General features: G+C 74.2%; 18 protein-coding genes. 6 read left to right on the top strand and 12 right to left on the bottom strand.

What is annotated here, in order from left to right:
* The first annotated feature begins 165 nt into the window (after positions 1–165).
* On the top strand, positions 166–1,803 hold the full coding sequence (abc-f, locus tag FHU28_RS16745; protein WP_184685273.1) for a ribosomal protection-like ABC-F family protein: 1,638 nt from the start codon (positions 166–168) through the stop codon (positions 1,801–1,803).
* Between the two features lie 17 nt (positions 1,804–1,820).
* On the opposite strand, the gene FHU28_RS16740 is transcribed toward abc-f, so the two are convergent.
* Both FHU28_RS16740 and FHU28_RS16735 read right to left on the bottom strand, forming a co-directional pair.
* Positions 1,821–2,843 carry a sensor histidine kinase gene (locus FHU28_RS16740; RefSeq protein ID WP_184685271.1) on the bottom strand — a complete coding sequence of 341 codons (1,023 nt, stop codon included), beginning with the start codon at positions 2,841–2,843 and terminating at the stop codon, positions 1,821–1,823.
* A complete protein-coding gene (locus FHU28_RS16735; RefSeq protein WP_184685268.1) occupies positions 2,840–3,535 on the bottom strand; it encodes a response regulator transcription factor in 696 nt (231 codons plus the stop codon). Before FHU28_RS16735 ends, FHU28_RS16740 begins: the two co-directional genes overlap by 4 nt.
* A 102-nt stretch (positions 3,536–3,637) precedes the next feature.
* Here FHU28_RS16735 and FHU28_RS16730 point away from each other — a divergent pair, with 102 nt between their 5' ends.
* Positions 3,638–4,201 (top strand): DM13 domain-containing protein, encoded by a 564-nt coding sequence (locus FHU28_RS16730; protein ID WP_184685266.1) that lies wholly within the window; start codon positions 3,638–3,640, stop codon positions 4,199–4,201.
* Positions 4,202–4,209: 8 nt separating this feature from the next.
* Here FHU28_RS16730 and FHU28_RS16725 read toward each other — a convergent pair whose 3' ends face one another.
* From FHU28_RS16725 to FHU28_RS16695, 7 genes are read right to left on the bottom strand one after another with little or no spacing between them, the layout of a single operon-like run.
* On the bottom strand, positions 4,210–5,139 hold the full coding sequence (locus FHU28_RS16725; RefSeq protein WP_184685264.1) for an amidohydrolase family protein: 930 nt from the start codon (positions 5,137–5,139) through the stop codon (positions 4,210–4,212).
* Complete coding sequence (locus FHU28_RS16720) at positions 5,139–6,056, bottom strand: MBL fold metallo-hydrolase (RefSeq protein WP_184685262.1); 918 nt, start codon at positions 6,054–6,056, stop codon at positions 5,139–5,141. Before FHU28_RS16720 ends, FHU28_RS16725 begins: the two co-directional genes overlap by 1 nt.
* Positions 6,053–6,868, bottom strand: coding sequence for an ABC transporter ATP-binding protein (locus FHU28_RS16715; RefSeq protein WP_184685260.1), 816 nt, complete (start codon positions 6,866–6,868; stop codon positions 6,053–6,055). Before FHU28_RS16715 ends, FHU28_RS16720 begins: the two co-directional genes overlap by 4 nt.
* Positions 6,865–7,629, bottom strand: coding sequence for an ABC transporter permease (locus tag FHU28_RS16710; RefSeq protein WP_184685258.1), 765 nt, complete (start codon positions 7,627–7,629; stop codon positions 6,865–6,867). The genes FHU28_RS16715 and FHU28_RS16710 overlap by 4 nt, the downstream gene beginning before the upstream one ends.
* Positions 7,626–8,363 (bottom strand): ABC transporter permease, encoded by a 738-nt coding sequence (locus tag FHU28_RS16705; protein WP_221453223.1) that lies wholly within the window; start codon positions 8,361–8,363, stop codon positions 7,626–7,628. The genes FHU28_RS16710 and FHU28_RS16705 overlap by 4 nt, the downstream gene beginning before the upstream one ends.
* A 20-nt stretch (positions 8,364–8,383) precedes the next feature.
* Positions 8,384–9,358 carry an ABC transporter substrate-binding protein gene (locus FHU28_RS16700; protein WP_184685254.1) on the bottom strand — a complete coding sequence of 325 codons (975 nt, stop codon included), beginning with the start codon at positions 9,356–9,358 and terminating at the stop codon, positions 8,384–8,386.
* Complete coding sequence (locus FHU28_RS16695) at positions 9,355–10,074, bottom strand: class II aldolase/adducin family protein (RefSeq protein WP_184685252.1); 720 nt, start codon at positions 10,072–10,074, stop codon at positions 9,355–9,357. The genes FHU28_RS16700 and FHU28_RS16695 overlap by 4 nt, the downstream gene beginning before the upstream one ends.
* Before the next feature lie 225 nt (positions 10,075–10,299).
* Here FHU28_RS16695 and FHU28_RS16690 point away from each other — a divergent pair, with 225 nt between their 5' ends.
* The 4 genes from FHU28_RS16690 to FHU28_RS16675 all read left to right on the top strand — a co-directional run bounded on the left by FHU28_RS16690 (position 10,300) and on the right by FHU28_RS16675 (position 16,941).
* Positions 10,300–11,013, top strand: a complete 714-nt coding sequence (locus FHU28_RS16690; protein ID WP_184685249.1) for a Clp protease N-terminal domain-containing protein — start codon at positions 10,300–10,302, stop codon at positions 11,011–11,013.
* A gap of 181 nt (positions 11,014–11,194) precedes the next feature.
* A complete protein-coding gene (locus FHU28_RS16685; RefSeq protein ID WP_184685246.1) occupies positions 11,195–12,436 on the top strand; it encodes a cellulose binding domain-containing protein in 1,242 nt (413 codons plus the stop codon).
* Positions 12,437–12,721: 285 nt separating this feature from the next.
* Positions 12,722–14,911, top strand: a complete 2,190-nt coding sequence (locus FHU28_RS16680; RefSeq protein ID WP_184685243.1) for an ATP-binding protein — start codon at positions 12,722–12,724, stop codon at positions 14,909–14,911.
* Complete coding sequence (locus tag FHU28_RS16675) at positions 14,908–16,941, top strand: ATP-binding protein (RefSeq protein WP_184685242.1); 2,034 nt, start codon at positions 14,908–14,910, stop codon at positions 16,939–16,941. Before FHU28_RS16680 ends, FHU28_RS16675 begins: the two co-directional genes overlap by 4 nt.
* 85 nt (positions 16,942–17,026) lie before the next feature.
* On the opposite strand, the gene FHU28_RS16670 is transcribed toward FHU28_RS16675, so the two are convergent.
* The 3 genes from FHU28_RS16670 to FHU28_RS16660 form a co-directional block, all read right to left on the bottom strand.
* The gene (locus FHU28_RS16670) at positions 17,027–19,222 is read right to left on the bottom strand and encodes a hypothetical protein (RefSeq protein ID WP_184685241.1); all 2,196 of its coding nucleotides are present in this window, start codon (positions 19,220–19,222) and stop codon (positions 17,027–17,029) included.
* Between the two features lies 1 nt (position 19,223).
* Complete coding sequence (locus FHU28_RS16665) at positions 19,224–19,859, bottom strand: helix-turn-helix transcriptional regulator (protein ID WP_184685237.1); 636 nt, start codon at positions 19,857–19,859, stop codon at positions 19,224–19,226.
* Between the two features lie 119 nt (positions 19,860–19,978).
* Positions 19,979–20,278: a YbaB/EbfC family nucleoid-associated protein gene (locus FHU28_RS16660; protein ID WP_376700872.1), complete on the bottom strand. Its 300-nt coding sequence runs from the start codon at positions 20,276–20,278 to the stop codon at positions 19,979–19,981.
* Between the last annotated feature and the right edge of the window lie 6 nt (positions 20,279–20,284).

The raw sequence follows: 20,284 nt of genomic DNA, 5'->3' as shown, positions 1-20,284 counted from the left end.
AGACATGGCGGGTGACGACGACATCTCCGGGTGAGCCCGGGCATGTGACAGACCACCGGCACGCGCATCAGCGCCGTTCGCCGTGGTCGCTTCGTCGTTCCCCGAGACCTGTCCCCTGCCGGGCGGCTCCGGTCCGCCCGCCCTCACTCCGAGGTTGTCTCCCCGATGTCCCATTCCTTCATCGTCTGCTCGAACCTGACCTTCTCCTGGCCGGACGACACAGCGGTCTTCCAGGACCTCTCCTTCACGCTCGGCGGAGGCCGTACCGGTCTGGTCGCGCCGAACGGCGCCGGCAAGAGCACGCTGCTCAAGCTGATCGCCGGTGAACAGCGGCCCACCGCCGGCTCGATCACGGTCAACGGCCTGCTGGGCTATCTCCCGCAGAGCCTGCCGCTGTCCGGCGACCTCACAGTGGCCGAGGTGCTGGAGATCGCCCCGCTGATCGCGGCGCTGCACGCGATCGAGTCCGGGGACGCCGACGAGAGGCACTTCACCACCATCGGCAACGACTGGGACATCGAGGAGCGCACCAGCGCGCAGCTCGACCGGCTCGGCCTCGGCGGCCTCGCCTTCGATCGGCGCCTGGACACCCTCAGCGGCGGGCAGGTCGTCTCCCTCGGCCTGGCGGCGCAGCTGCTGAAGCAGCCCGACGTGCTGCTGCTGGACGAGCCCACGAACAACCTCGACCTCGACGCCCGGCACCGGCTCTACGACGTGCTGGAGCAGTGGAACGGCTGCCTGCTGCTCGTCAGTCACGACCGGGCGCTGCTGGACCGGATGGAGCGCATCGCCGAACTGGACCGCGGCGAGGTGCGGTTCCACGGCGGGAACTTCACCGAGTACGAGGCGGCGGTGCGCGCCGCGCAGGAGGTGGCGGAGAAGAACGTCCGCAACGCCGAGCAGGAACTCAAGCGGGAGAAGCGCGAGTTGCAGGAGGCCCGCGAGCGGGCGGCCCGCCGGGCCGGCAACGCCGCCCGCAACCTGAAGAACGCAGGGCTGCCGAGGATCGTCGCCGGCGGCATGAAGCGGGACGCGCAGGTGGCCGCGGGCAAGGCGAACGAGATGCACTCCGGGCGGGTCGACGACGCCAGGGTCCGGCTCGACGAGGCCGAGCGGGCGCTGCGCAACGAGCAGAAGATCTCGGTGGAGCTGCCCGCCACAAACGTGCCGGCCGGACGTACGCTCCTGACCGCCGAACGGATGCAGGTCCGGTACGGCGACGAGCCCCTGTTCGCCGCCGACGGCGTCGACCTGACGATCCGAGGTCCGGAGCGGATCGCCCTGCTCGGCGCCAACGGCGCCGGCAAGTCCACAGTGCTGCGCCTGATCAGCGGCGACCTGGAGCCCGAGGCCGGCCGGATCAAGCGGGCCGACGGCCGGATCGCCTACCTGTCGCAGCGACTGGACCTGCTGGACCTGGACCGTACGGTGGCGGAGAACCTGGCCGCGTTCGCGCCGCAGGCTCCGGACGCGCAGCGGATGAACCTGCTGGCCCGGTTCCTGTTCCGCGGCGCCCGGGCGCACCTGCCGGCCGGGGTGCTCTCCGGCGGCGAGCGGCTGCGGGCCACCCTGGCCTGCGTCCTGGGCGCCGAACCGGCGCCGCAGCTCCTGCTGCTCGACGAGCCGACGAACAACCTCGACCTGGTGAGCGTCGGCCAGTTGGAGAGCGCGCTGGACGCGTACCAGGGGGCGCTGCTCGTGGTAAGCCACGACGAGCGGTTCCTCGCCGCGATCGGGGTCGACCGCTGGCTGCGGCTCGTCGACGGGCGCCTGGTGGAGACCGGTCCCCCGGACGCCGGCTGACCCGGCGCGGCGGGAGGTCAGGCGGGCGGGAGGCGGACGACGAACCGGCAGCCGCCGGTGACGTTGTGCGCGTGCACCCGCCCGCCGTGCGCCTCGACCAGGCCGCGCACGATGGCCAGGCCCAGCCCGCCACCGGCCGGCGCGGGCTGGTCGACGCCGGCCGGTGTTCGGGCCCGTGTCCCCCGGAACGCCACGTCGAACACCCGGGGCAGGTCCGCTTCGGGGATGCCGCCGCAGGTGTCGGAGACGGCGAACCACACGTCGCCCTCGTCGTGGCCGGCGTCGACGCGCACCGTGCCGTCCGGCGGCGTGTACCGCACCGAGTTGACGAGCAGGTTCGTGACGACGCGGGCGAGTTCGGCCTCGGCGGCCCGGACCGTGGGCCAGCCGGCCTCCGGGGCGAGCACGCGCACCCCCCGGTCGGCGGCCAGCGGCGCGGTGGCGGCGATCGCGTCGGACACGACGTCGCCGAGCGGCACCGGGGACAGCGCGGGCCGCAGCGCGCCGGCGTTGATCCGGGACAGCTCGAACAGGTCGTCGACCAGGCGCGTCATCCGGTCGGTCTCGACCCGGATCCGGTGGTGGTACTCGGCCACCGTCGCCGGGTCGTCGACCACCCGGTCCTCCAGCGCCTCCGCCATCGCCCGCAGGCCGGCCAGCGGCGTCCGCAGGTCGTGGGAGACCCAGGCGACCAGCTCGCGGCGGCCGGCCTCCAGCTGCCGCTCGCGCCGGCGGGCCTGGTCGGCCCAGACGGCTGCCCGCGCCAGCCGGCGGGCGAACGCCACGCCGACGGCCAGGCTGACCGCCGCGGACGCCGCGACCGTCACGAGGACGACCTGCAGGTCGTGTGCGGACAGGAACATGGCCTGCGCGACAGCGGTGACGCCCGCCGTCACCGAGGCGATCGTGACCGCGAGCAGCACCGCGATGTGCACGAGGATCGACCGGCGGCGCACCAGCCGCAGCGCGCCCACGCCGAGCGCGCCGACGACCGCGCCGGCCAGCAGGGCGTAGAACCCGATGACCAGCAGCTCGTTCACCGGGACGCCAGCGGCTCGTAGCGGTAGCCGACGCCCCACACGGTGACGATGCGGCACGGCTGCGCGGGACGGTCCTCGATCTTCTCCCGCAACCGCCGGACGTGGACGGTGACTGTCGACTGGTCGCCGAAGCGCCAGCCCCACACCCGGTCCAGCAGTTCGGCCCGGGACCACGCGCGCCCCGGGTTCGCCAGCAGGAACGCGAGCAGGTCGAACTCCCGCACGGTCAGCGCCAGCGGGTCGTCGCCACGCTCGGCGACCCGCCGGTCGGCGTCGACGGTCAGGTCGCCGTCGCGCAGCACCCCGGCCGGTCCCCGGTCGTCGCGGGCCGTGCGCCGCAGCACCGACCGGATGCGCAACACCAGTTCCCGTGGGGAGAACGGCTTCGTCACGTAGTCGTCCGCGCCGACCTCCAGCCCGGCGACCCGGTCGGCCTCGTCGCCGAGCGCGGTGAGCATGACGACGGGCAGTCCCGGCAGCCGGCGACGCAGCCGCCGGCACACCTCGATGCCGTCGAGGCCCGGCATCATCAGGTCGAGGACCACGAGGTCGGGCGGCTGTTCCCCGGCCGCGATGAGCGCGTCCGCCCCGTCGAACGACAGCCGGACCCGGTAGCCGTCCTGTTCGAGATAGCGCCGGACGACGTCGCTCACCGTCCGGTCGTCGTCGACGACGAGCACGTAGCGCTCCATGGGCCTGACGCTACCCACCGGCGTCCCGGTGCGGCGGGCCGCGGTCGGGCCGTAAGCGGACGGAAAGATCCGCCGGCCCCGTCCGGGCCTACGGTTCACGACATGGGCAGAAGACGTGTGGTGTTGTCGGTGCTCGCCGTCGTGATCGTCGCCGGTCTCGGGGTGAGCCTGTACCTGTTCCAGCCGTGGCGGCTGGTGACCGACCGCGAGGTGCGCGAAGCGCTGCCGTCGGTGACGGAGACGCCGACGGCCGGCACGAGCGGCCCGCCGGCCACCGGCGAGGCGCCCGCCGACGTGGTCCTCGCCGCCGGCGACTTCGTCACCCACGAGCACGACACGTCCGGCCGGGCGCAGCTGGTCCGTCTCGCCGACGGCCGCCGCCAGTTGCTGCTGCGGGGACTGAACACGTCGGACGGTCCCGACCTGCGGGTCTGGCTCACCGACCGGAAGGTGCTGACCGGCCGCGCGGGCTGGCAGGTGTTCGACGACGGCCGCTGGGTGGAACTGGGCCGCCTCAAGGGCAACATCGGCGACCAGGCGTACGACATCCCGGCGTCGGTGGACCTGGACGGGCTGCGCAGCGTGTCCATCTGGTGCAAGCGGTTCGCGGTGTCGTTCGGCGCGGCCCCGCTGGCCGCGGCGGGGACGGGATCGGCGCCGGCCTGATCGGCGTCTCAGCCGCGCCCCAGCAGGCGCAGCGTGTTGCCGCCGGCCACCAGGGCGCGCTCGTCCGGGTCGAGGCCCGCGCCGCGCAGCGCCGCCTCGACCCGCTCCCGGGTGGTTTCCCGTTCGGCGACCGGCCAGTCCCCGCCGACGACCACATGGTCGGCGCCGAGCAGGTCGGTGGCGAAGCGGATCGCCGACGGCGCGAAGCCCATCGTGTCGGCGTACACGTGGGCGCGGCGGTCGGGCGCGGTGAGCAACGCGCCCTCGTCCGTGGCGGCGGCCAGCGCCAGGCCGGCCACCCCGAGCATCGGGAAGACCACGTGCAGGCCGGGCAGCGTGGCCAGGGCGCCGCCGGTGAGCAGGGACAGCAGCGCGGCGGCGTTCATCGTGCCGCGGGCCAGCGACGTGCCGAGCCGGCCCAGGCCCGCGAACTCGGCGGTCAGCGTGGACCTGCTGATCGGATGCGCGAAGACCGGCACGCCCAGCTCGGCCGCGGCGGACAGGGTCGGACGGGCGGCCGGGTCGCCGAGCAGCCGCCCGTCCGCTGCGGCGCAGTCGACGACGATGCCCGGCAGGCCCAGCTCGCGGACGGCCCGGACCACCTCCCCGGCGGCCGCGTCGCCGCCGAAGGCGTCGATCGTGGCGAGCCCGGCGAGGCGGCCCGGATCCCCGGCGACCACGGTGGCCAGATGGTCGTTGAGCCGTCGCTGGTCGTCCGGCCGTGTCCGTTCGCCGTGCGGTGTGACCATCGCCGGCGGGGCGCTGAGGACGCGCAGGTCCACGCCGTGCCGGCCGGACTCGGCGAGCAGGCCGTCGAGGTCGGCGACCCGCCGGGCCGTGTCGGCCCAGCGGGCGGCGAGCACGCCCGTGGCGTTGTGCGGCAGCACCGCGGGATAGTCCGGACAGGCGTGGTGGGTGTGGAAGTCGGCGATGAACATCAGACGTCGAGGAACGTGTAGGTGAAGCCGCGCTCGGCCCGGCGCACGTACCCGGCCGCCGGGAACGGGAAGTGCGCCGGCACGAGCAGGTCACCCGAGTCGGCGGCCCGTTCGAGCAGCCGGCGGCGCTGGTCGGCGGAGTCGCCCGGCACCACGCAGTAGCGGATGCTCCACTCCGGCCGTTCCAGTTGGACGCCGTGGTGCAGCATGTCGCCGGCGAACAGCGCCCGCTGCCCGGCCGACTCGACGACCAGGTAGACGTTGCCCGGCGTGTGGCCGAACGCCGGCACCAGGTGCACCTGCGGGGACAGGACGTGGTCGGCCTCGATCAGGTCGAGCACTCCGGCGTCGCGCAGCGGCAGGATGCTGTCGGCGATGTAGTCGCCGGTCCGTTGCATGGCTCGCGCGCCGTCCGGGCCGGTCCACCAGTCGAACTCCTCCCGGACCACCAGGTACCGGGCGTTCGGGAAGGTCGGCTCCCAGCCGCCGCGGCCGTCCGCGCTGGTGGCGAACCCGACGTGGTCGACGTGCAGGTGGGTGAAGACGACGGTGTCGATGTCGCCGAGCGACACCCCGGCGCGGGCGAACTGTTCCAGGAACGGCCGGTCCGCCCGGTCGAACACGCCGCCGTTGCGTGGCTTGCCGTTGCCGCCGCCCGCGTCGACCAGGATCAGCCGGTCGGGCGTACGCAGCAGGTGGGCCTCCTGGTTGAGCAGGATCCGGCCGTCGTGGGTGAACGGTTCCCGGGTGTAGAACGCGCCGTCGGTCCACGACTCGGTCGCCAGCTGCGGGAAGAACTCGGCCGGGTCCACGAAGTAGTCGACCTCGCGGATCGGGAAGACCTCGACCTCACCGACTCGGAAGGACCACAGCGGGCCCTCGCCGCCGCCGGTGTCGGTCCAGCGGGCCTTGCTCATACCATCTCGCTCTCGGGTGTCCGGCGAGCGTGCGGCTCGCCGTCGGGGGTACGGCGGACCTGCGTCCACACTCGGGTGCGCAGCTCGCCGAAGCGGGCGGAGGAACGGGTGCCGACCTGCTCCCGGTCGGCGGGCAGATCGACCGGGATGTCGGCCTGGACGCCGGAGACGCCGGTGCCGAGCACCACCACACGCCGGCTGAGGTAGACCGCCTCGTCGATGTCGTGGGTGACGAAGACGATGGTCATGCCGTAGCGCTTCCACAACGCGGCCACCAGGTCCTCCAGGTCGGCGCGGGTCTGCGCGTCGACGGCGGAGAACGGCTCGTCCATCAGCAGGAGCCGGGGCCGGTAGGCGACCGCGCGGGCGATCGCGACGCGCTGCTGCATGCCGCCGGAGAGCTGCCAGGGGTACGCGTCGCCGGCCGCGCCGAGACCGACCGCGTCGAGCGCGTCGGCGACGAGTTCCCGCCGCCGCGCCCGGCTCAGGCCCAGGTGCCGCAGCGGCAGCTCGACGTTCTGCCGGACCGTCTTCCAGGCGTACAGGCTGCGGCCGTACTCCTGGAAGACGACGCCGAGGCCGGGCGGCGGCTCGGTGACCGGACGGCCGCCGAACCGGACCTGTCCCGCCGTGGCCGGCAGCAGCCCGGCGACGATCTTGAGCAGGGTGGTCTTGCCGCAGCCGGACGGGCCGACGAGCGCGACGAACTCGCCCTCGGACACGGTCAGGTCGATCTCGGTCAGCACCTCGACGGTGCGTTCCCGGGCCCGGTAGGTCTTGCCGACCCCGGCGATCTCGAGCAGGGAGGTCATGGTCGCTCCGTGAGTTGTCCGGTGTGGCCGCGATGCCAGCGCAACGCGCGCCGCTCGACGAGTTCGAAGAGTTTGGCGAGCCCGAACCCGAGCAGGCCGATCAGCAGCACCCCGCTCCACATCTGCGGGATGGCGAAGCTGCGCTGGAACTGCACCACTGTGAAGCCCAGCCCGTCGGTGCTCATCAGCATCTCGCTGACCACCATCAGGATGATCGACAGGCCGAGAGCCTGACGGGCGCCGGCGAAGATCTGCGGGCTGGCGCCGCGCAGCACCAGCAGGTGCCGGGTGCGGCGCGGCAGCCGGTACGCCGCGGCGGTCTCCAACCCGACCTCGTCGGCGGCGCGGACGCCGTCGGCGGTGTTGAGCAGGATCGGCCAGACCGCGCCCACAGTGATGACGATCAGCTTGGTCGCGTCGCCGATGCCGACCGCGACCAGCAGCACCGGGATCAGCACCGGGGCGGGCAGCACCCGGAAGTACGCCAGCAGCGGGCCGGTGAGCGCGCGGGGCACCGCCCACCGCCCGATCACGAAGCCGGGTACGACGCCCGCGGCGAGCGCGATCGCGTAACCGGCGGCGAGGCGCCACAGGCTGGGCACCACGTCGCTGACGAACGTGTCGGAGAACCAGACGTCCCCGAACGCCTCGACGATCGTGCGCAGCGGCGGCAGGAACACGTTGGTGCTGCCGTCGCTGGCCACCCACCAGGCGGCCACGAGCACCGCGGGCAGGCCGAGCGCGTAACCGAGGGCCTTCATGCCACGGCCTCCCGGCGGGTCGCCACGTGCCAGTGCAGCAGCCGCCGCTCGGCCAGCCGGGCGAGCTGGTCGAGGCCGATGCCGAGCCCGCCGGTGAGCAGCACCAGCGCGTACATGCCGGTGGACTCGCCGGACTCCTGGCTGCTCCAGATCATCTCGCCGAGCCCGGCGGCGCCCATCACCAGCCCGCCGGTCAGGGCCAGCGCCAGCGCGACCGAGACGATCAGGCGCAGCGCCGTGCCCAGGTACGGCAGCACCGTGGGCCAGGTGACGTGCACGATCCGGGCCAGCCGGCCGAGCCGGAAGGCGCGGGCGGTCTCGACCGCCACCCGGTCCACGTCGCGCAGGCCGTAGAGCACCTGGAACACGACGATCCAGAAGCAGGACACGGCGACCAGCAGCACCGTGATCTGCCGGACGTCGAGCACGAGCACCAGCACCGGGATCAGCACGATCGACGGGACCGGCCGCAGGAAGTCCAGAGTGGAGGAGGTGGCCCGGCGCACCTGCGGCACGGAGCCGAGCGCGAACCCGGCCAGGATGCCGGCGACCAGCGCGATGACCAGGCCGACCGCCACCGCCGCCAGCGTACGACCGGTCGCCGTCCAGAACCGTTCCCCGGTGAGCAGTCGCAGCGCCTCGGGAACCACAGCGCTCAGCGGCGGCACGTGCTCGGGGCCGAGGATCAGGCGGGCGAGGATCTCGTACGCCGTGGCCGCGCCCGCCAGGCCCACGGCGCCGAGCCAACCCCTTCTCACTTGAGGATCAGTTCGTCGAGGTCGGGTGTGGTGGTGATGAGCCCGTCGCGCTGGGCGTAGCCGGCGAGCTTCTCGGCGGCCTGCCGGCTGACCTCGTCACGCAGGCCGGTCAGGGTGATCTTCGCGGCCACCTCCGGCTTGATCTCGGTGAACGTGGGGATCTTCGCGCGTACCTCGTCCTCGTGGTCGCGGGCGTACGCGTACGCCTCACGCACCGCGCCCCGGAAGGCCGTGACGGTCTTCGCGTTCTTCGAGGCGTAGGAGCCGGCCGCGTACCAGGCGGAGACCGTGAGGTCGGGGGCCAGGTCGGTGAAGCCCCAGCCGACCGGCACCGCGCCCTGCGCCTTGGCCGCCGACAGGAACGGCTCGACCACCCAGGCGCCGTCGACCCGGCCCGCGCCGACCGCCGCGGGCGCCTGCGGGAACGGGATCTCGACCAGCTTGACCTTCGCCGGGTCACCGCCGTCGGCGCGGACGGCCTCGCGGGCCGCCGCCGCGGCGATGTTGGTGAGGATGTTGACCGAGACGGTCCTGCCTTCGAGCTGCTTGGCGCTGGTGATGCCGGAGTCGCCCTTGACCACCAGGGCGCCGTAGTCGGCGCCGGCCTTGCCGGTGGACGCCGAGGCCGGCACCACGGCCTTGACGTCCAGGCCCTTGGACCGGGCGACGATCAGCGTGGTGAGGTCGCCGGTGGCGAAGTCGACCTTGCCGGCCAGCACGGCCGGCACGGAGGTCAGGTCGGAGGTCTCGGTGTCGACCTCGACCTTGAGGCCGTGCCTGGCGAAGATGCCCCGCTCCTGGGCCAGGTAGATGGGCGCGAGGTGGCCCAGCGGCGACGAGGCGAGCCGGACGGTGGTGAGTCCGTCGGCGCTCGCCGCGGCGGGCGCGTCGTCCTCACCGCAGGCGGCGAGCGACGTGGTGAGCAGGACGGCGGCGAGGGCGCCGGCGATCCGGCGGCTACGGGTGGTCATGCGGTCGGCTCCTCAAAGCGCAGGCGCAGGTCGAGGTCGTGGACGTGGTCGGGGAACGGGGCCGGGCCGCCGAGCGGCTCGGCGCCGATGCTGGAGACGGCCGCCTCCTCGATCGCCACGACGAGGCTCGCGGCGTGCCGGGCGGAGTCGCCGGCGACGAGCAGGCCGTGGTTGCCGAGCAGGATCGCGTACGTGCGGGGGTGCGCCGCGAACGTCTCGGCGATCGACCGCACCGCCTCCTCGGTGCCGCGTGGCGCCCACGGCGCGACGGGGATGTCGACCGGCTGGCCGTGCACCAGCAGGGCCTCGTACCGGGCCGGCAGCGACACACCGGCGAGGGCGTAGCTGGTGGCGTACGGCGAATGGGTGTGGATGACGGCGTTGACGTCGGGCCGGGCCTGGTAGACGCCGATGTGCATCTTCAGGATCGCGGCCACCGACGGGCTGGGAGTTCCCTCGTGGACAGTGCCGTCGAGGCCGACCACGACGACGTGGTCGTTGACGGTGCGCAGCGCGGGCGCCGCGACCCGCAGGTCGTCGGCGGGCCACGGGCGCAGCAGCTCACCGGCGTTGACGAGCAGGCGGTCGTCGTGGCCGGGGATCCGGACGCTGATGTTGCCGTGTCCGCTGGCCGACATGGCCGAGGCGGCGAAGAGCTTGTTGATGCCGGCGGTCAGGTCGGCGCGGGCTTTCTGGACAGGGTCGTGCTGAGTCATGGCGTGTCGGGCCTTAAGGAGTCGGCCGCGCCCAGGGGGCACGACGAGGCGACGTGTGCGAAGCGAGCCGGTAGGGCTCAGCGGCGACAGAGCGCGCTGGACGTACGGCCCTGGTCGAGGGCTCGTCGGGTGGTCAGCAGCGCGGGCATAACCCTACTATAACCCTAGGAAATGTAGGCGATCAAGGGGTGACCTGCTCAGCGCTCGCGTGACAGGATCGGTCAGGTGCCCAAGGTCAACGTTTATCTGCCCGACGCCCTCGCCGACCGCGTCCGCGACGCCCGGCTACCGGTCTCCCGGATCTGCCAGACCGCGCTGACCCAGGCGCTGGACGGCGCCGCGGGCGCGGCCCACGAGACACCCACCACCCGGGCACTGCCCGCCGCGCTCACCCTGACCCCGCCGGCCAACCACCACGTCGCGGCGATCCTGCACCAGGCGTACGCCCTCGCGTCCACCTCCGGGGCGGGCACTGTGGAGCCGGTCCACCTGCTGCGGGCCTTCCTCGACGAGGGCGAGAGCCTGGTGCTGAACACCGTCGAACTGCTCGGCTTCCCCGCCGCCACGATCCGCGCGGCCCTGGGCGAGGCCCCCGCCGCCACGGCGACGCCCACCGTGCCGGCCACGTCACCGGCCACCCTGGCGGTGCTGGCGGCCGCCGCCGGGCAGGCCACCGCGCACGCCTCGCCCGTCACCACCGGCAGCCACCTGCTGCTCGGGCTGTTGCGCGACGACGGCGAGGCGGGCGACGCGCTGCGCCGCACCGGGGTGACAGCTGTCATCACGCCCGCCGCCCTCTCCGCTCTCTACCACGGCGTCGCGTTCGGGCGGATGCTGCCCGGACGCGACGCCGACACGACGGTCCTGCGCGTGATGATGCACGACGTCCTCGACCGGCTCGACCGCCTGCAGAAGCGGCTCGACGCGACCGACGCCTGACGCGCGGCGCAGAGGTGGGCCGGCTTCGCATCGCTCGACCGAGGCGTCACCTCGGGCCCTCGACCAGCGCGAAGTCGCGCCCACCCAGCGGACCTTACATTGACACTTTTCGTTACGCTGGTGATAGTGACCGCACACCGTCACCACCAAGGGCGCCGTCGCGTCAGTCGCTGGAGGACCGATGAGAAGGAGATCGAGCATCTACGCGGGGCTGGCGGCCGCCGTCGTTTCGGCCGCTTCCGTGATCATGGCCTTCGGCGCGACGCCCGCCGGCGCCGCGATCGGCGGCTCCGGCCCCTACCCCGCCGACTACGAAACCTCGTCCACCCTGGCCAACCACACCATCTTCCGGCCCCAGACACTCCCGTCCGAACGCCTACCCGTCCTGGTGTGGGGCAACGGCGCGTGCTCGGCCAACGGCCTGTCCCAGGGCAACTTCCTCCGCGAGATCGCCTCCCACGGCTTCCTCGCCATCGCCAACGGCGCGCCGAACGGCTCCGGCTCCACAAACGCCCAGATGCTCACCCAGTCCATCGACTGGGCGGTGGCGGAGAACTCCCGGTCGGGCAGCAAGTACTACAACCGGCTCGACACCACGAAGATCGCCGTCGCCGGCTTCTCCTGCGGCGGCCTGGAGGCGTACGCCGTCTCCAACGACCCGCGCGTCACCACGACCGGCATCTTCAGCAGCGGGCTGCTCAACGACGCCGACGACTACCAGTTGCGCAGGCTGACCAAGCCCATCGCCTACTTCGTCGGCGGGCCCAGCGACATCGCCTACCCCAACGCCATGGACGACTGGGGCAAGCTGCCGTCCGGGCTGCCCGCGTTCATGGGCAACCTCAACGTCGGGCACGGCGGCACCTACGACCAGCCCAACGGCGGCGAGTTCGGCCGGGTGGCGGTGCTCTACCTGAAATGGCGCCTGAAGGGCGACGTGAGCGCCGGGTCCAACTTCGTCGGCCCGGACTGCGGCCTGTGCCGTACCCAGTGGACGGTTCAGCAGAAGAACCTGACACTCGACGGCGACCCGCCGCCTACCACGCCGCCGCCCACCACCCCTCCGCCCACGACGCCGCCACCCACGGCTCCCCCGCCCACCACGCCGCCGCCCGGCGGCGGCCCGTCCTGTTCGGCCGCCTACGTGGTCCAGGACCAGTGGAACGGCGGGTTCGTCGCCACCGTCACCGTCACCGTCACCGCCGGCAACACGGCGCTGACCGGCTGGCGCGTGACGCTCACCCTGCCGGGCGGAGCATCGATCAGCTCCCTGTGGAACGGCGTGCCCAGCGGAACCAGCGGCACCGTCACCGTGGCGAACCAGAGCTACAACGGGCGAGTCGGCGCGGGCCAGAGCACCACCTTCGGATTCCAGGGCGCCGGCAACGGCAGCGGCGCCACCGTCACGTGCGCCGGAAGCTGAGACACGACTGACACGGCGGCGACCGGCCGCGTCCGCCCGCCGGGAGGTGAGGAACGTCTCGCCGGGCACCGGGCGGTCGCCGGGCCGCCGTCGCGGCCAGTGCGAGCCCGCCGCCGGAAGGCCCCTGCTAGCGCGATCGGCAGGGGCCTTCACCGACCGGTGAGCGCACCGGAAGCCATGTGCCGTAAGGCTTCAGGCCATGCCGACGAAGTTGACATAATGGATGGGTGAGCTAGGGTTCCGCCCGGATGGTTGTCACCGGGACAGGGTCACCACGAGGACGGCATGACGGCACAGTGCAGTGGCTTCGACATCCGCTTGCTGGGCCCCCTCCGGGTCACGTTCGCCGGGCAGGAACTGACGATGCGGTCGGCCCAGCGCCGGGCCGTCTTCACCGCGCTGGCCCTCACCCCGCATCGCGGCCTGTCCAAGGACGAGCTGATCGCCGCCGTCTGGGGCGACCGGCCGCCGGCCAGCGCGCAGGGCAACCTCTACACGTACGTCTCCGCGCTGCGCCGGGTGCTCGAACCCGATCGCGGCCGCTGGTCCTCCGGCGGCGTGCTCACGTCCGAGGGTGGCAGTTACCGCCTGCACGTCGCGGCGGACACCGTCGACGTCCACCGTTTCGAACGGCTGCGCGAACGCGCCCGCACGCCGCGTGCCGCCGGTGACGTGGCCGGCGAGCTGGCCGCGCTCGACGCCGCGCTCGCCCAGTGGCGGGGCGACGAGGCGCTGGTGGGCGTGCCCGGGCCCCGGGCGGTCAGCCAGCGGATCCGGCTCGGCGAGCTGTACCTGACGTCGGTGGAGCGGCGCGCGGAGTTGCTGCTGGGCCTCGGGCGCGCCGCCGAGGTCGTCGACCGCCTGCTCGCGCTCGTCGACCGCCACCCCGGCCGGGAGAGCCTGTACGCGGTGGCCATGCGGGCGCTCGCCGCGCAGGGCCGCACCGCCGACGCCCGCGCGCTCTACGCCACGCTGCGGGACCGTCTGGTGGAGGAGTCGGGCACCGAGCCCGGCGCCGCCGTCCGCCGGATCCACGAACAGATACTCGGCACGAATCCCACCGTGACGCGCGGACACAGCCCGGCGCCGCCCCCGCACCCCGGCTTCCAGGGGCGTAGGGCTGCGCTGGCCCGGCTGCGGCAGGCGGTCACCGCGCTCACGGCCGGGCGCGGGGGCAGCCTCTGGATCAGCGGCGAGGCGGGCATCGGCAAGTCGGCGCTGCTCGCCGAGGGACTGCGCGACGCGGCGCCGCTCGGCGTCCAGGTCGGCTGGGGCGTCGGCGACGAGCTGGCGTACCGGATGCCGCTGAGCATCGTGCTGGAGTGCCTGTCGCTGGGCGACGACGGCGGCCTGCCCGCCTCGCTGCACGCCTGCTCCGGCGGGGCGCCACCGACCATGACTGTCGTCGACACGGTCCAGCGGTTCGTGGTGGCGCGCTGCGCCGAGCGGCCACTGCTGCTGGTCCTGGACGACCTCCAGTGGGCCGACGACATGTCGCTGCTGGTCTGGCACGCGCTGCACAACCTCACCGAGCGGCTGCCGTTGCTGCTCGTCTCCGCCTGCCGCCCGGTGCCCGCCGGGTACGAGGTGCGTCTCCTGCGCAGGGTGCTGCCCCGCAACGGCACCGCGCTCGTCGAACTCGGGCCGCTGGACGACGACACGGCGACCCGACTGGCGCGTTCCTGGGCCCGTCCGCCCGGCCCGGGTGCGGACACCGTACGCGCGCTCGTCGCGGCCTCCGCCGGCAATCCGTTCTACCTCCGCCAGCTCGTGCTCGCCGACCGCGACGGCCGGACCGCCGACACGCCCGGGCCCGAGCTGACCGAAGCCGTCAACCGGCACCTGCAACCGCTTGCCGACGACACCCGGCAGCTGCTGCGGGCGATCGCGTTCCTGGGAAACAACTACCTGGTCACCGACCTCGCCGCGGTCACCGGCAGGTCGGCGCCGCAGCTCGTCCCGGCTGTGGAGGAGGCGCTCGCCGCCGGGGTGCTCGTCGAGGACGGCCGTCGCCTGCGGTTCCGGCACCCGGTGATCCGCCGGGTGCTGCGCGGCGCGATCCCGACCGCGCTGCGGGTGCTGATGCACAGGCAGTTCGCGCAGCGGATCGCCGAGGCCGGCGGCGACCTCGGCCGGGTCGCCGGTCAGCTGCTGGCCGGGCCGGTGCCGGTCGACGCCTGGGTGCAGGGTTGGCTGACCGCCCACGCCGCGCAGCTGAGCGTCGCCGCTCCCGCGCCCGCCATCGCGGTGCTGCGGCACGCCGTCGCCTCGCCCGGCCTCTCCGCGTCGTCCCGCGAGGTGCTCACCGCGCAGCTGGCCCGGGTGCTGCACCGCTGCGGCCTCCCGGCCCGGGCCGAGGCGACCTGGGTGTCGGCGCACACCGCGGACGCCGCGACGCGCGCCGAGATGAGCCGGATCGCCGGCTCCGACAGCCCGCCCCGCAGCGCCGGGCCGGCGGTCGTCGGCCGCTCGTGACGCAACTGCGGGTAAACGTTCTGGGGCCGGTACGCGCCTGGAACGGCGAAGCCGAGATCGACCTGGGACCGGCCCGGCGGCGTGCCCTGTTCGCGATGCTCGCCGCGAACGCCAACCGGCCGGTCACCCGTGGCGAGCTGATCCGGGCGCTGTGGGGTGGCTCCGCGCCCGGCGCCGCGGCGGGCAACGTCTACACGTACGTCTCCGGCCTGCGGCGCAGCCTGGGCCGGGCCGGCGGACGGCTGCTGTCCGGCCGGGCCGGTTACACGCTGCGCCTCGACCCGGGCGCGCTCGACGCCGACCGGTTCGTGTCGCTGTGCGAGGCGGCCGAGGCGCCGGCCGCCGCGGGCCGGCCCGGCGAGGCCGTGGCGCTGCTCGACGAGGCGCTCGCGCTGTGGCACGGCGACGCGTACGCCAACGTGGCCGCGCTGTTCGCGGAGCTCGACCGGCACCGCCTGGCGGAGCTGCGGATCGCCGCGGCGGAACGGCGGGCCCGGCTGATCCTTGACGGTGGATGCGACGAGAGCCCGATCGCCGACCTGACCGCCCTGGTCCGCGACCACCCGCTGCACGAGCCGTTCCACGAGCTGCTGATGCGCGCGTTGCACCGGGCCGGTCGCGGCACCGAGGCGCTCGACGTCTACCACGCGGCGCGCCGGGTGCTGGCCGACGAGCTCGGCGTCGAGCCCGGCACGGCGATGCGTGAGCTGCAGAGCGGGATTCTCACCGAGTCGGGGCCGCCCACGACCCCGGCCGCCGCTGCGGCCGCCGTGGTCGCCCGGCCGGCCGTGCGGCGTCGCCGCCTCGTCGGACGCGACGGCGAGCTGGCGCTGCTGCGCGGCCTGCTCGGTGAGGCGCGCGAGGGACGCAGCGCGATCGTGTGGATCGAGGGCGAGCCCGGCATCGGCAAGTCCGCGCTGCTGGACGCGGCGCTGCACGAGGCGCGGGCCCTCGGCCTGCGGGTCGTGCACGGCGTCGCCGAGGAACTGAGCAGCCGCATCCCGCTGCACGTGATGCGCGCGGCGCTGGGCGAGGAGGCGGCGCCGCACGACGACCCGGACACGGCCGTCGACCGGGTGCTCGCGCACGTCCGTCAGCTGACCGCCGCCGGTCCGCTGGTGCTGGCCGTCGAGCGCCTCCAGTGGGCCGACGAGGCGAGCCTGCTGACCTGGGAACGGCTGGCCGCGCTGACCCGGTGGCTGCCGCTGCTGCTCGTCGCGACGACCCGGCCCGAGCCCAGCCGCCGCGACCTGGCCCGGCTGCGGCGGGGCGTGGCGACACGCGACGGGCACCTGATGCGGCTCGCTCCCCTGCCGCGGTCGGACATCGAGCAGATCTTCGGCACGGCGGTGGGCGTCCCGCCCGGCGCCACGCTGCGGTCGCTGGCGCCGTTGACCGGGGGCAATCCGCTGTACGCGCGGGAGCTGGTGAGCGGTCTGGTGGCGGAGGACGGGGTCCGGGTGGTCGACGGGTTCGCCGAGGTCGACGTGCGGGCCGACGGCATGCCGCGCTCACTTGTGGACACCGTCCGGGCCAGCCTCGACCACCTCTCCCCCGGCGCCCGGGAGGCACTGCGGTACGCGGCCCTGCTCGGCGACGAGTTCGCCGTCGCCGACCTCGCCGCGGTCACCGGGCGGACGCCGTTCGACCTGATGGCCGACCTGGAGGAGGCCGTTGCCGCGACCGTCCTCGTGGGCGCGGGCAGCGAGCTGGCGTTCCGGCAGCCGGTGCTGCGGCGGGCGCTCGCCGGGAGCATCCCCGCCGCGCTGCGGCCGACCCTGCACAGGTACGCGGCGCAGGCGCTCGCGGACAACGGCAGCGCCGCCGTCCGAGTCGCCGAACACCTCCTCGCCGGGCCGCCCGAGGTCGACGACTGGCAGGTGGACTGGCTGGTCGCACACGGCGACGAGGTGTCCCGGCAGGCGCCGGAGCCGGCCCGCGAGCTGTTCCGCCGGGCCCTGACGAGCGGCCGGTGCCCGCCGGAGCAGCGGCAGACGCTCGCGGCCCTCCTGGACGGCCTCGCCGGGTAGCGCGCAACGCTGCCCGCGCAGCGCCGCGCGGGCAGCGGCGTGCCCGGACAGCGGCGGGCGCGGATAGCAGCGCGCGGGCAGCGGCTCAGCGCAGCCCGGGCACGCCGACGAAGCGGCGCGCCGCGGCCGGCGGGACCGGCGTACCCGGGCCGGCGCCGCCCGCGACGTGCCGGTCCAGGGCGGCGAGGGCCAGCGCGTCGTGCCGCGCCCGCTCGTCCGCCGCCGCGTCGCCGGCGGCCAGCTCACGCAGCAGCAGCCGGCCGCGAGCACCGGCGGCCGGCTCCCGCACGTGGAGCACCGCGAAGGCCGTACCGGGCAGGAAGAGGACGCGGCCGGGCACGCCGGTGGCGGTCTCCAGCGCGCCCGTGCGCCGCCCGGTGGCCGACCAGATCAGCACCTCGACGTCGCCCGGCAGGTCGGCCGGCGGTTCGGCGAGCGCGTTGGTGAACCCCCAGTCGGTCAGCACCCGGCGCTGCGCGATCCGGCGCAGGTCCGCCGTGGCCACGGCGGCGGTGGCGTACGTGACGCCGCTGTGCACGGGCAGCGGGCGCGTCCCGGCAGCCACGCACCTGGCGAACGGCACGTGACCACCCGGCTCGGCCGACCGCAGTGCCCGGTCGACGCCGTCCCCCGCGGCGGTGAGATAGAGGCGGACCGCTGTCGCGTACTCCACCGCGTCCGCGCCGTCCGGCAGGGCCGGGTGCGCCGCGAGCACGCGGGCGACGTCGGCGGCGACAGCGGCGATCTGGTGCCGGAACGCGCGGCGGAACCAGGCCCGCTCCTCGTCCAGGTCGGGACCGGGGCGTACGCCCCTCGCCTCGTCGACGGGGGTGCGCTGGAAGCTGGCGGCCGCCGTGGCGCGGTACACCGGCAGCGCCATCGTCGGAGCGCTCGCCCAGGTCGCCCCACCGCCGCCGGCCACGGCGGGGAGGAGCACCTCGGCGGCCAGCGGCGCGGCGACCGGACCGGGCACGGTGAGGTCGACCGGCGGCGGGGCGGGAACCGGGGGCACCGGGGCCTGATCCGGCGCGTGCCGGCGCGTCCTGAACGCCGGGGCCGACGGGCGTGCCGGCGCCACGAGCGAGGACGGACGCACCGCCGTACGCCCGCGGGTGGCCGGGTCGAGCCGCGCGGCCAGGTCGCCGGCCAGTTCCCGGTGGCGGTCGGCCACCGCCGGCACCGGGTCGTCCACGACCAGCCGGGCCTGTGCCGGGTCCAGCGGTACGGCGCGGATCCGGTCGGCGTCACGCGACGGCTGCGGGCCACGCAGCCAGAGGCCGGACGGGATCACCTCGACCACCGCGTCGTGGGCGTACTGGTAGACGCCGGGGCCGACCGGCTCGCCGAGTTCCGGGGGCGCGCGGTGGCTGACGATGCGCGGCGTCGCCGCCGCCCCGAGCGCCGCCCGGGGACCGTACGCCAGTTCCTGTGCGAACACCTGCCAGCCAGTCCCGCCGTCGGCGGTGACGGTGAACATGGCCGGGTCGTCCGGCCGGCCGGTGGGCACCCCGGTGAAGACCCGTACCGAGCAGCCCAGCACGTCGGCGAGCGCCTGGCCGAACTGCTCGCCGTCGGGCAGCGCGACCGGACCGTACTGGATGAAGCGGGCGTGCTCGCGGCCCTCCGGCGCGAGCCCACGCCAGAACCGGGCGACGTCGTCGAGCCGCAGCGGGGCCGTGCCGGGACAGCCCACCAGGACCGGCATCGCCTGCGGCAGGCACGCCATGGCCGAGGTCAGACGGCTGCCGTGCCCGGCGACCGCGGCCTCGTCGCGGCTCTCCCGCAGCCAGACACCACCCGGCAGCGGCTCCGCGGCGCAGGTGGAGCTGATGGTGAGGTGGTCGGTGGCGGCCCCGTCCCAGGCCGGCGCCGGATAGCGCTTCGACTGCCAGGCCGGTGCCCGGCCGCGCCGGTAGCAGACCCAGCCGCCGAGGTCCGTGCCGTGCACGAAGAGCAGTCCGGCGGCACCCGGGATCATCTGCCCGAACGGCGCGATCACCGGCCGGCCCAGCCGGTCGGAGAGCCACTGGCCGGCGAGCGCCCCGGTCTCGGGGCGCGCCCCGCAGACCACCAGCCGGATGCCCCGGCGCAGGCGCTGCCGGCGCAACTCGGTCGCGACCGTGTCCCAGACGTCGAAGGGCAGCTCGTGCTGCAGGTCGAGGATCACGATGTCGTTGTCCGGATCCGGGTCCACCGACAGCGCGACCGTACGGGCCTCCGGGCTGATCCGCTCCCGGGGGTGCAGCACCAGAGCGTTCCCGACGGTGTGGCGGGTGATCACCTCAGATCATGCCGGAGCGCAGGGCGTAGGCGACCGCGTGTGAGCGGTTGCGCAGCTTCAGGCGGTGGTTGAGGCCGTAGATGACGTTCTTCACCGTACGTTCGGAGTAGCGCAGCTCGTCGGCGATCTCGTTGGTGTCGAAGCCCTCGGCCATGAGCCGGAGCACGTCGATCTCGCGCGCGGTGAGCCCCGAGGCGTTCAGCCCGTTCGGGTTGAGCACGTCGCGCTGGAGCCGTTCGATGTGCTTGAGCAGTTCGCCCACCAGGTTCGGGGGCAGCACCCCGCCGCCGGAGGCCGCCGCCAGCACGCTGTGCGCGAGGCGTTCGGCGGTGACCGCCGCCCGGGGCAGGACCGCCACCACCCGGCACTCCACAGCGGTCAGCAGTTCCTGCTCGCTGATGTCCGTCGTGACCAGCACGACGGGCGCGCCGATCTCGGTCGCGGCGAGGCGCAGCATGGCGATCACGTCGGTGGTGAGCCGGTCCGCCGCGACGATCAGCACCTGCGCGCGGGTCCGGTCCGCGCTGTCCAGCAGCGTGACGTCCGACCGCGACCGGAGGTGGGCGGTCAGCCCGGTGTGGGTCAGCGGGTCCGGCGCGTGCACAAAGACGGCAACTTGCTCCACAGCCATCTCCATCACTGTCAGTAGGGGCTGACAGTCTCGTGGAGACTCCTTCAGGAAATCTCCACAGTGGCACCGCAGGGCTCGGCAACCCATGAAGATGTGCACGTAATCCCTGGTCAGACTTTTTTCAGTCAGTGAAGATTGATTTCGACGGGACCCATCTTCTCCGTGGCGAGCTTCCCGGCGTTCGCGGCGGCGGCCTGGATCGCCTCCATGATCGCCGCTTGAAGTGACGCCGCGTCACGCTGCTCGTACACCCGGGGGTCGACCCGGACGGCCTGGACCTTGCCCAGGCCATTGGCCATCACCACTACCGTCGCGTCCTGGGAACGGCCGGTGACGATCGCCTTCTCCAGCTCCGTCTGCGCGACGCGCATCTGGTCCTCGAGCCGCTGCGCGTTCGCCATGAACTCCTGGAACGAGGGTGGGATCGGCTT

The sequence above is a fragment of the Micromonospora echinospora genome (assembly GCF_014203425.1).
GTDB lineage: Bacteria > Actinomycetota > Actinomycetes > Mycobacteriales > Micromonosporaceae > Micromonospora > Micromonospora echinospora_A.
The sequence above is the reverse complement of the archived record's forward strand: the minus strand, read 5'-3'. Positions and strand labels throughout refer to the sequence as shown.